The following is a 9,279-nucleotide window of genomic DNA, read 5'->3' as shown; positions in this document are numbered from 1 at the left end:
CGCCGCCGGGGCGGGGACGACAGCGCGGTCACCGAGGACGATCCGCCGAACACCGTGGTGCACGTGCGGGCCGCGCGCGACGAGAAGACCGAGCCCACCGACGGCCGCGACGAGGTGCGCAGCGTGCGCGGCTCCACCCGGCTGGAGGCCAAGCGCCAGCGCCGCCGCGACGGCCGGGAGGCCGGCCGCCGCCGGGCGCCGATCCTGTCCGAGGCCGAGTTCCTGGCCCGGCGGGAGTCGGTGGACCGGGCCATGGTGGTCCGCGAGCGGGGCGACCGCACGCAGATCGCCGTGCTCGAGGACGGCGTGCTCGTCGAGCACTTCGTGACCCAGTCGGGCACCGGCTCGCTGGTCGGCAACGTCTACCTCGGCCGGGTGCAGAACGTGCTGCCCAGCATGGAGGCCGCGTTCGTGGACATCGGCCGCGGCCGCAACGCCGTGCTCTACGCCGGCGAGGTCGACTGGGACGCCGCCGGCCTCGAGGGCAAGGCGCGCAAGATCGAGCAGGCACTGTCCACAGGGGACAGCGTGCTGGTCCAGGTCACCAAGGACCCGGTGGGGCACAAGGGCGCCCGGCTCACCACCCAGATCAGCCTGCCCGGCCGGTTCCTGGTCTACGTTCCCGGCGGCGGGGCCACCGGGATCTCCCGCAAGCTGCCGGAGAACGAGCGGCGCCGGCTCAAGGACGTGCTCAAGCGGGTCGTCCCCGAGGACGCCGGCGTGATCATCCGCACCGCCTCCGAGGGCATCAGCGAGGAGGAGCTGGCCCGGGACGTGCGGCGGCTGCAGGCGCAGTGGAACGTCATCAACGACAAGACCCAGGGCGCCAACGGCACCAAGAAGGCCAACGCGCCTGCCCTGCTCTACGAGGAGCCCGACCTGCTGATCAAGGTCGTGCGCGACCTGTTCACCGAGGACTTCTCCGCGCTGGTCGTGGAGGGCGAGGGGGCCTGGGAGACGATCGACGCCTACGTCCGGCACGTCGCGCCCGAGTTGGTGGAGCGGCTGCGCCGGCACGTGGCCAACACCGACGTGTTCGCCGAGTACCGCATCGACGAGCAGCTGCTCAAGGCGCTGGACCGCAAGGTGTGGCTGCCCTCCGGCGGCTACCTGGTGATCGACCGCACCGAGGCGATGACCGTCATCGACGTCAACACCGGCAAGTTCACCGGCTCCGGCGGCAACCTCGAGGAGACCGTCACCCGCAACAACCTCGAGGCCGCCGAGGAGATCGTCCGCCAGCTCCGGCTGCGCGACATCGGCGGGATCATCGTCATCGACTTCATCGACATGGTGCTGGAGTCCAACCGGGACCTGGTGCTACGCCGGCTGACCGAGTGCCTCGGCCGGGACCGCACCCGCCACCAGGTCGCCGAGGTCACCTCGCTCGGCCTGGTCCAGATGACCCGCAAGCGCGTCGGCACCGGCCTGCTCGAGGCCTACAGCACGCCCTGCGAGCACTGCAAGGGCCGCGGCGTCCTGGTCAGCACCGAGCCGGTGACCAAGGCCGGCGGCAACGGCCAGGCCGGCGGCCGCCGCGCCCGCGGTGGCCGGGCCGCCGAGGAGCCGCCCAAGGAGGCGGTGGCCACCCAGGCCGCCCGCGCCGCCGTCCGCGACATCGCCAAGGCCACCGGCGTCAGCGTGGCGAAGGCGGAGGCCATCGCGGACAAGGCGGCCGAGAAGGTCGCCGAGCGGGTCGGCTCGGCCGAGGCCGCCGAGACCGAGCCCGAGGCCGTTACGGCGGAAGCCGAGCCTGAGGCGGGCATCGCGGAGCCCGGGCCGGACGTGACCGAGCCGGACGTGGCCGCGGCGAGCTCGGAGGTCGGCGCTGCCGAGCCGGAGCCCGGCCCGGCCCGGCCCGACGTGGCAACTGAGCCTGGGGAAGCGCCGGCCGAGCCCGAGGTGGCGACGGTCGCGGCGGATGTGACCGCGGCAGGATCCGAGGTCGGCGCCGCCGCGCCGGAGCCGGCCGGCCGGGAGGTCGACACCGAGCCGGAGGCGGCAGCCACCGAGGCTCCGGCCGAGATGCCGGCGACGCCGGGCGAGCCCGAGCGGGCGGAGGTGTCGCCCACCGAAGCCCCTGCCGAGCCGGCAACCGCCGAGGCGGCCACCGAGCCGCCCGGCGTGGAGCAACCCGCCGAGCCGGAGTCCCGAGTGGAAGCGGAGTCCCGGTCCGAGGCGGAGTCCCTTCCGCAGGTCGAGTCCCGTCCGGAGGCGGAGTCCCGTCCGGAGGCGGAGTCCCGCCCGGAGGCGGAGTCCCGCCCGGAGGTGGAGCTCCGTCCGCACGAGGAGTCTCGGCCGGAGGCAGAGCACCGAACGGAGGCGGAGTCCCGCCCGGAGGTGGAATCGCGTCCCGAAGAGGAATCTCGTCCCGCGTGGGAGTCTCGTCCCGCGTGGGAGTCGCGGCCGCAGCCGGTGTCCGCACCCGAGTCTCGCCCACGGGCGGAGTCCACGCCGGAAGCGGCATCCGCGGCCGAGTCGGAGTCTCGGCCGGAACCCGAGGTCGTGGTGGCTCCCCGGCGCCGTCGCGCGGCGTCGCGGCCGGCCGGGCCGCCCCTGTCGGCCAGCGCGGTCGGCGATGATGGACCCGGTTTGACCCCCATTTCCAATGGCACGTAACCTGTACTACGGCCCGCCGATCGGTGGGCCGTGTCGTGCGCGAGCCCGGTTCGCCGGTCGGTCACCGGCCCGGACGCGAGCGTGACCCCCAGAGAATCGTCCGTCGAGTAGCAGGAGAGTTGCGCCCCGATGTACGCCATCGTCATGACCGGCGGCAAGCAGTACAAGGTGGCCGTCGGCGACGTCGTCGAGGTCGAGAAGCTCGAGGGCGAGCCGGGCACCGAGCTCACCTTCCCCGCGCTGCTCGTCGTCGACGGCACCGACGTCACCACGGACGCGGATGCCCTGGCCAAGGTCTCGGTCACCGGCAAGGTCGTCGAGCAGGCCAAGGGCCCGAAGATCCGGATCCACAAGTTCAGGAACAAGACCGGCTACCACAAGCGCCAGGGTCACCGGCAGCGGCTGACCCGCGTCGAGGTCACCGGCATCACGACCAAGTAGGGGAGCCGAACAATGGCACACAAGAAGGGTGCGTCCAGCTCCCGCAACGGCCGCGACTCCAACCCGCAGTACCTCGGTGTCAAGCGCTACGGCGGCCAGGTGGTCAAGGCGGGCGAGATCCTCGTCCGCCAGCGCGGCACCAAGTTCCACCCGGGCATCAACGTCGGGCGGGGCGGGGACGACACGCTGTTCGCGCTGGCCGCCGGTGCGGTCCAGTTCGGGTCGAAGCGTGGTCGCAAGACCGTCAACATCGTGCCGGTCGAGGCCTGAGGGCCCGACGGGAAGCAAGACCCCAACACGCGAGGGGCGGGCCGCGGTTGATTCCCGGCCCGCCCCTCGCGTGTGTGTCGAGAGGAAGTAGAAGTGTCCCGGTTCGTTGACCGCGTGGTGATCCACGTGGCCGCGGGCAACGGTGGACACGGCTGCGCGTCCGTGCACCGGGAGAAGTTCAAGCCGCTCGGCGGGCCCGACGGCGGCAACGGCGGCAACGGCGGCAACGTGGTGCTCGTCGTGGACGGCAACGTGCACACCCTGCTTGACTTCCACTTCCGGCCGCACGCGCGGGCGGCCAACGGGCGGCCGGGCCAGGGCAGCCATCGGGACGGCGCGGCCGGCGAGGACCTCGAGCTCGGCGTGCCCAACGGAACCGTGGTGCTCAGCGAGGACGGCGAGGTGCTCGCCGACCTGATCGGCGAGGGCACGCGGTTCGTGGCCGCCCGGGGTGGCCGCGGCGGGCTGGGCAACGCGGCGCTGGCGTCCAGGGCCCGCAAGGCACCCGGGTTCGCGCTGCTCGGCGAGCCGGGGGAGGCCCGGGACCTGGTCCTTGAGCTGCGGTCGGTCGCCGACGTCGGACTGATCGGCTTCCCGTCCGCCGGAAAGTCCTCGCTGATCTCGGTGCTGTCCGCGGCCCGGCCCAAGATCGCCGACTACCCGTTCACCACGCTCGTGCCCAACCTCGGCGTGGTCACCGCGGGGGACACGGTGTTCACGATGGCCGACGTGCCCGGCCTGATTCCCGGCGCCAGCGAGGGCAAGGGCCTCGGCCTCGACTTCCTGCGCCACATCGAACGCTGCGCGGTGCTCGTCCACGTGGTCGACTGCGCCACCTACGAGCCCGGCCGCGACCCGGTGTCCGATGTGGACGCTCTGGAGTCGGAGCTGGCCCGCTACACTCCCGCGCTGGGTGGCGATCTCGCGGACCGGCCGCGGGTCGTCGTGCTGAACAAAGTGGACATTCCGGAGGCGCGCGAGCTGGCCGAGCTGGTCCGCCCGGACCTCGCCGACCGCGGCCTTCCCGTGTTCGAGGTGTCCACGGTGACCAGGGAGGGCCTGCGCGAGTTGACCTTCGCACTGGCGCGCGTCGTGGAGGAGGATCGCCGCGGCCGCCCGGCCGCCGAGCCCACCAGGATCGTGCTCCGGCCGTCCGCTGTGGACGATGCCGGGTTCACCGTCGAGGAGGATCCCGACGAGCCCGGCGCCTACATCGTCCGCGGCGAGCGCCCGGAGCGCTGGGTCCGCCAGACCGACTTCGGCAACGACGAGGCCATCGGCTACCTCGGCGACCGGCTCGCCCGCCTCGGCGTCGAGGACGCGCTTGCCGGTCTCGGTGCCACGCCCGGCTGCCCGGTCACGATCGGCGACATCACCTTCGACTGGGAGCCTTCCACCCCCGCCGGCATCGCCGTCACCATGCACCAGCGCGGCACCGACCCCCGGCTGGACCCGACCCACCGCCCGAGCGCCGCCGACCGCAAGGCCGCCAAGCGCGCCCGCCGCGGCCTGGACGCCGACGAGGGAGCTGACGAGCAGTGACGGTCGAGCACAGGGTCGCCACCCGCACCCGGGACCAGATCTCCGCGGCCCGCCGGATCGTGGTCAAGGTGGGGTCCTCCTCGCTGACCACCGCGGCCGGCGGCCTCGACCCGGCCCGGTTGGACGCCCTCGTCGACGCGATGGCCGCCCGCCGCGCCGCCGGCAGCCAGGTGGTGCTGGTCTCCTCGGGCGCGATCGCCGCCGGCCTCGCCCCCCTCGGCATCGCCCGCCGGCCGGCCGACCTGGCCACCCAGCAGGCCGCGGCCAGCGTGGGCCAGCTCGCCCTCGGCCACGCCTACGTGGCGTCGTTCGCCCGGTACTCGCTCACCGTCGGCCAGGTGCTGCTCACCTCCGACGACGTCGTCCGGCGCGCCCACTACCGCAACGCGCAGCGCACGCTGTCCCGGCTGCTGGCCCTGGACGTGGTGCCGGTCGTCAACGAGAACGACACCGTGGCCACCGAGGAGATCCGGTTCGGCGACAACGACCGGCTGGCCGCGCTGGTCGCTCACCTGGTCGGCGCCGACGCGCTGGTCTTGCTGTCCGATGTGGACGGTTTGTACGACGGCGACCCGCGGCTCGGCTCGGCCCGCCGGATCGACGAGGTGGCCAGCGACGCCGACGTGCTCGGCGTCCGGGCCGGCGCCCGCGGCGCGTCCGGGCTCGGCACCGGCGGCATGGCCTCGAAGCTGGCCGCGGCCCGGCTCGCCTCGGCCGCCGGCATCCCGGTCCTGCTCGCCGAGGCCGCGTCCGCCGCCCGGGCCCTGTCCACGGCCGACATCGGCACCGCGTTCGCCGCTAGCGGCCGCCGCCTGTCCGCCCGGCGCTTCTGGCTCGGCTACGCCGCCGACGCCAGCGGTCACCTGCACCTCGACGCCGGTGCCGTCGCCGCCGTCGTCCAGCGCCGCCGCTCCCTGCTCGCCGCCGGCATCACCGCCGTCACCGGCGACTTCGAGGCCGGCGACGTGGTCGACCTGCTCGACCCCGCCGGGGCCGTGGTCGCCCGCGGCGTCGTCGCCTACGACTCCACCGAGCTTCCCGCCCTCGTCGGCCGCTCCACCCACGACCTGCCGGCCGAGCAGCGCCGCGAGGTCGTGCACGCCGACGACCTCGTCCCCCTTCCGCACCATTAGTCGATCACGCCTTGCTCGCCAGGTGCCGGACCAGCCGGCCGAGCTGCTCGGCGTAGCGCTCGGCGAAGGCCGGCGACTCCGGGTCCTCGCCGCACACGGCGCGGGTGACCCTTGGCAGGGTCACGTTCGCGCACGCGGCCGCGAACAGGGCGAGTAGCAGGCACTGCGGGTCGAGGTCGGCCGGCAGCTCGCCGTCTTCCTGGCGCCGGCGCAGATCGGCCACCTGCGCCTGCATGAAGGCGTAGTCGTCCTCCGCGCCCGGGGCGGCGTCCGCACTGTCCAAGTTGGACCACGCAAGCAGCCGGGCCCAGTCCCGGTGCCGCAGGTTGCCCATGACGAAGCCGGCCAGCACCGCGTCCAGCGGGCGATCCGGGCTCGAGATCTGCGTGCTGATCCCCTGCCACTGCTTGGCCAGCTCGCCGTACAGCCCCTCCTTGCCGCCGAAGTAGTAGGAGATCAGCTGCTTGTTCACACCGGCCCGGTCGGCGATGTCGCTGACCCGAGCGGCGGCGAAGCCCTTCGCCCCGAACTCCGCGATCGCGGCTTCGAGGATCCGGGCCTTCGTCCGCTCCGGGTCTCGTTGCCGCTCACCCGCGGCGGGGGAGCGTCGGGGCACACGCGCGGTCATGGGCACACCGTATCCGATCTGACTCAATCAACTAGTAAGTTGACTTAATCAACTTGATGGTTGATTATGGGTCGGGTCAGCACGGACAGGAGGAGAGTCGAGATGTCCCAACGCTTCCACGTCGCGATCATCGGCGGCGGCACCGGCGGCCTGTGCCTGGCGCAGGCCGTGCACCGCGCGGGCGTCAGCGTGGCGGTCTACGAGCGCAGCCGCACCCGAACCGAGCGGCTGCAGGGCTACCGCGTCCACATCAACCCGCACGGCTCGGCGGCCCTGCACGAATGCCTGCCGCCCCACCTGTGGCAGGCGTTCATCGACACCACCGGCACGTCGGGCGCAACCTTCGGATTCCTCACCGAGCAGCTCAAGCAGCTGCTGTTCCTCGACGAGGAGACCATCGCCGGCGGCAACTCCGAGCCGAACCGCGCCCACCACTCCGTCAGCCGGATCACCCTCCACCAGGTGCTCTCGTCCGGCCTGGACGGTGTGCTGCACTACGACAAGGAGTTCGAGCGCTACGAGCGCAACCCCGACGGCACCGTCACCTGCTTGTTCGCCGACGGCACCACCGCGACCGCCGACCTGGTGGTCGGCGCCGACGGCGCCAACTCCCGCCTGCGCAAGCAGCTCCTCCCGCACGCCGGGCGGGTCGACACCGGCATCCGCAACATCGCCGGCAAACTTCCCCTCACCGACGCGACCCGAGCCTGGCTGCCCGCCCTCCTCCAGCAGGGCCCGAGCACCATCGTGGGCCCCACCGGCCGCGGCATGTTCGTCGCCCCGCACGAGTTCGCCGACACCCCGGCGACCCCGAACGGCATCGGCGGCAACGACGAAACCGCCGAGCACGACGCCATCCTGTTCGACAACACCACCAGCTACCTCATGTGGAGCTACGCCGCCACCGAATCGCGCTTCCCCACGAATCTGTCCTCATTGGACGGAGCGGCCCTCCGCGACCTGATCGCCCACCTCATCGCCGACTGGCACCCGGACCTCCGCCGAATGGTCACCGAATCACCACCCGAGTCGGTCACCCTCATCCCCATCCACACGTCGGTCCCCGTCGACCCCTGGCCCACCACCAACATCACCCTCCTCGGCGACGCCATCCACAGCATGACGCCCTTCCGCGGCATCGGCGCCAACACCGCCCTCCGCGACGGTCGGCTGCTCGCCCGCAACCTGGTCGCCGCGTCCCGGGGCGAGCGGGACCTGCTCGAGGCGATCGCCGACTACGAGCGCCAGATGATCGAGTACGGCTTCGCGGCCGTGCGCACCTCCCTTCGGTCCGCTCACCAGTTCGTCTCCGACAACCCCATCGGACGCACGATGTTCAAGACCGTGCTCCGCTTCTTCTCCGCCGTTCCTCCCCTCAAGCGGTGCGCCTTCAGCGACCACGGCACCGGGTAGCGCGTCGGTGACCATGATGCGGGTGCGGCTGAGATGGTGGTGTCTGCCCCTACCGCCAAATAGTCCACACACCGCACCATTTCCGGCATCCCGGCCGAGGACGACCAGCACGCCCCGGACCCGCTGCCCGAACGCAACCCCGACGGGCTGGTCGACCCGCCCACCGCCGACCTCGTCGCCTTCGTGCCTCAATGGGATCAGAACGACATTGTGGCCACTTTCTGGCCAGTTTGGTCATGGACGCGAGAACCGAGCCCCCGAACCCATTGCCGGCACGAGCGGCGTGCCGAGCCAACCTCGAGTTGTGGTGTGCGTCTATAGAGGTGAGCCAGGTCAATGGCTCGTCTCGAGGGGAGGCGAAAAGGTGGTACGAAAAGCAGGGTTGGTCATGGCTGCCCTGGTGGTTCTGGTTGGTTTGGTGCCGGTGAGCGCCTCCGCAACCGATGAATACTGCGGAATTACGTGGGGTTCCGGGGTGAAGTCGGGCCCGCAGGACATGGGCGGAAATCTGGTGGGGTTGCGTGCCGGCCGTGGCGACTGCTACGACACGTTGGTCTTCGACGTGCAAGAGCCGGTGGGCGGCTACTGGGTGTCCTATGTGGATGAAGTGTTCGAGGACCCGACGGGTGCTCCGGTTCCCTTGCGGGGCGGGGCGAAGCTGGTGGTGACGGTCTATGCGTCCGCGTTCGACGAGTCGGGGAGGCCGACGTACTCGTATGCGAATCGGGCGGAGTTGCTGGATGTGACCGGTTTCCCGACGTTCCGCCAGATGGCGTGGGCCGGTTCGTTCGAAGGGACGACGTCGGTCGGGCTCGGGGTACGGGCACGGTTGCCGTTCCGGGTCTTCACTCTGCCCGGCCGGGTCGTGGTGGACGTAGCTCACTTCTGGTGATCCACTGGAGCTGACCGGTCAGTTGCTCACCGCCAGGGCGAACGGGAGGACGGCGCCCGCGCCGGCGTCCCGGAGGAGCTTGGCGGCGAGGGCCATGGTCCAGCCGGTGTCGATCTGGTCGTCGACGAGCAGGACCGGTCCGGACACTGTGGACAGTTGAGCGGCGAGGTCGGATCCGAGGCGCAGCGAGTGCCAGACCTGGGCGAGGCGCTGGGCGCTGTTGGCCCGGTGCCCGTCGGACGCGGCGACGTCGAGCCGGCCGAGCAGGGGCAGCCGACCGATCGTGGCGATCCGGTCGGCGAGGCTGGACACCAGCTTCGGTCGGCTGGTCGACCCGATGG

8 protein-coding genes and 1 pseudogene are annotated in these 9,279 nt (G+C 72.0%); 7 read left to right on the top strand and 2 right to left on the bottom strand.

Translation table 11 applies throughout. The features are described 5' to 3' along the window. From VGX25_RS09410 to proB, 5 genes are all read left to right on the top strand, one after another. The coding region (locus VGX25_RS09410) for an Rne/Rng family ribonuclease (protein ID WP_326917248.1) at positions 1-2,619 on the top strand (2,619 nt) is incomplete at its 5' end. 129 nt (positions 2,620-2,748) lie between these two features. Next, entirely contained in the window at positions 2,749-3,060 is a 312-nt protein-coding gene (gene rplU, locus VGX25_RS09405) for a 50S ribosomal protein L21 (RefSeq protein WP_326917247.1), read from the top strand. Positions 3,061-3,072: 12 nt separating this feature from the next. Continuing rightward, positions 3,073-3,330, top strand: a complete 258-nt coding sequence (gene rpmA / locus VGX25_RS09400) for a 50S ribosomal protein L27 (protein WP_326917246.1) — start codon at positions 3,073-3,075, stop codon at positions 3,328-3,330. A gap of 93 nt (positions 3,331-3,423) precedes the next feature. After that, positions 3,424-4,872: a GTPase ObgE gene (gene obgE, locus VGX25_RS09395; RefSeq protein WP_326917245.1), complete on the top strand. Its 1,449-nt coding sequence runs from the start codon at positions 3,424-3,426 to the stop codon at positions 4,870-4,872. Then, the gene (gene proB / locus VGX25_RS09390) at positions 4,869-6,005 is read left to right on the top strand and encodes a glutamate 5-kinase (protein WP_326917244.1); all 1,137 of its coding nucleotides are present in this window, start codon (positions 4,869-4,871) and stop codon (positions 6,003-6,005) included. The genes obgE and proB overlap by 4 nt, the downstream gene beginning before the upstream one ends. Positions 6,006-6,009: 4 nt before the next feature. Here proB and VGX25_RS09385 read toward each other — a convergent pair whose 3' ends face one another. Beyond that, positions 6,010-6,633 carry a TetR/AcrR family transcriptional regulator gene (locus VGX25_RS09385; protein WP_326917243.1) on the bottom strand — a complete coding sequence of 208 codons (624 nt, stop codon included), beginning with the start codon at positions 6,631-6,633 and terminating at the stop codon, positions 6,010-6,012. A 102-nt stretch (positions 6,634-6,735) separates the two neighbouring features. Here VGX25_RS09385 and VGX25_RS09380 point away from each other — a divergent pair, with 102 nt between their 5' ends. Continuing rightward, on the top strand, positions 6,736-8,046 hold the full coding sequence (locus tag VGX25_RS09380) for an NAD(P)/FAD-dependent oxidoreductase (RefSeq protein WP_326917242.1): 1,311 nt from the start codon (positions 6,736-6,738) through the stop codon (positions 8,044-8,046). A 388-nt stretch (positions 8,047-8,434) separates the two neighbouring features. Further along, on the top strand, positions 8,435-8,938 hold the full coding sequence (locus VGX25_RS09375) for an AMIN-like domain-containing (lipo)protein (RefSeq protein ID WP_326917241.1): 504 nt from the start codon (positions 8,435-8,437) through the stop codon (positions 8,936-8,938). 18 nt (positions 8,939-8,956) lie between these two features. Here the strand turns inward: VGX25_RS09375 and VGX25_RS09370 are convergent. After that, a pseudogene (locus tag VGX25_RS09370) lies at positions 8,957-9,279 on the bottom strand (recombinase RecQ); the annotation flags it as partial.

The sequence above is a fragment of the Actinophytocola sp. genome (genome assembly GCF_035942955.1).
Taxonomy (GTDB): domain Bacteria; phylum Actinomycetota; class Actinomycetes; order Mycobacteriales; family Pseudonocardiaceae; genus DASYTH01.
Note: the sequence above shows the minus strand (reverse complement) of the source record. Positions and strands in the feature narration are given on the sequence as shown.

Excerpts from the sequence above, each read along its gene's own strand:
- rplU (WP_326917247.1), top strand. The coding sequence starts at position 2,749 with ATGTACGCCATCGTCATGACCGGCGGCAAGCAGTACAAGGTGGCCGTC.
- rpmA (WP_326917246.1), top strand. The coding sequence starts at position 3,073 with ATGGCACACAAGAAGGGTGCGTCCAGCTCCCGCAACGGCCGCGACTCC.
- VGX25_RS09385 (WP_326917243.1), bottom strand. The coding sequence starts at position 6,633 with ATGACCGCGCGTGTGCCCCGACGCTCCCCCGCCGCGGGTGAGCGGCAA.
- VGX25_RS09380 (WP_326917242.1), top strand. The coding sequence starts at position 6,736 with ATGTCCCAACGCTTCCACGTCGCGATCATCGGCGGCGGCACCGGCGGC.
- VGX25_RS09375 (WP_326917241.1), top strand. The coding sequence starts at position 8,435 with ATGGCTGCCCTGGTGGTTCTGGTTGGTTTGGTGCCGGTGAGCGCCTCC.